At 44.1% G+C, this 848-nt stretch carries 1 pseudogene; it reads left to right on the top strand.

The annotated features are described in order from the left end of the window. Nucleotides 1-673: pseudogene (locus AYJ08_RS23915) on the top strand (hypothetical protein); the annotation flags it as partial. Nucleotides 674-848: the final 175 nt, after the last annotated feature.

Genomic DNA, 848 nt, shown 5'->3' with positions numbered 1-848 from the left:
TTCCTACGAATTCCGTAGGCTGCCCGACAAGGCCGCTTGGGAATATATGCAAACAGAAGCGCTCTGGTTTGCTAGCTTTAATCCTTTGCCGATTTCATTTTTCACCCCAACAAAGCAAACGATTTGCTTGTTAAGTCCTAACGCCTTACAGGATTTGTTACTCCCTTGTTTTTTATCACAGGATTTTCAAATAGCGTATCAGCAGAAAAAATCTCCTTCTCCCAGATTAAAAGCATGGTATGATCCAAAGCGCCGGTCAGGTATAGGCAGCCATCGTTTTGATCGAAGGGGCAGTCCTCTTTTTAGGTTTTATCTTGGCGAACAAAACCCCTATCCGCTCCCTGACTTACCAGAACAGGAGATAGCACTTGGTTTAGTAGCCCAAACAAATAAACGAGTAAGCTTTCGACCTTGGTTACTGAACCAGCCTGAAGTGTTGTTTATCCCTACATTAGAGCATCCTGATGGTTACCACCCATTGCAGAAAGACCAGCTTTTTTGTCCACAAGCTACTCTGTTTTGTTATGGTAAGCCAGTTCTGCAAACCGCCTTGCTACTCCCAATTTCGTGTCCTAGACTAATTTCATCCAAAAATCTAACTTCTGTTGATAAAGCCCTTTGGGATGTACCTGGACTGGCCTTTCCTGCTCTTTCCTTGGAGTGCACTTCCTAAGTAATTCGGTCGCCTTCTGCTAACACTACCTAATGGAGGTGGCCAATAAACATGAAAAAAATCCTGTATACAGCTTCATGTCTTCTACTGTTAACAGCGGTTACTGCTTGCGGAACTGCTGCTCCAAAACAAGGGGCTCAAACCCAATCTTACAGAACGAATGGCTATGGAACGT

It is taken from the genome of Brevibacillus sp. SKDU10, from assembly GCF_001645205.1.
Classification (GTDB): domain Bacteria; phylum Bacillota; class Bacilli; order Brevibacillales; family Brevibacillaceae; genus Brevibacillus_B; species Brevibacillus_B halotolerans.
This window is presented reverse-complemented; position numbering and strand designations above follow the sequence as displayed.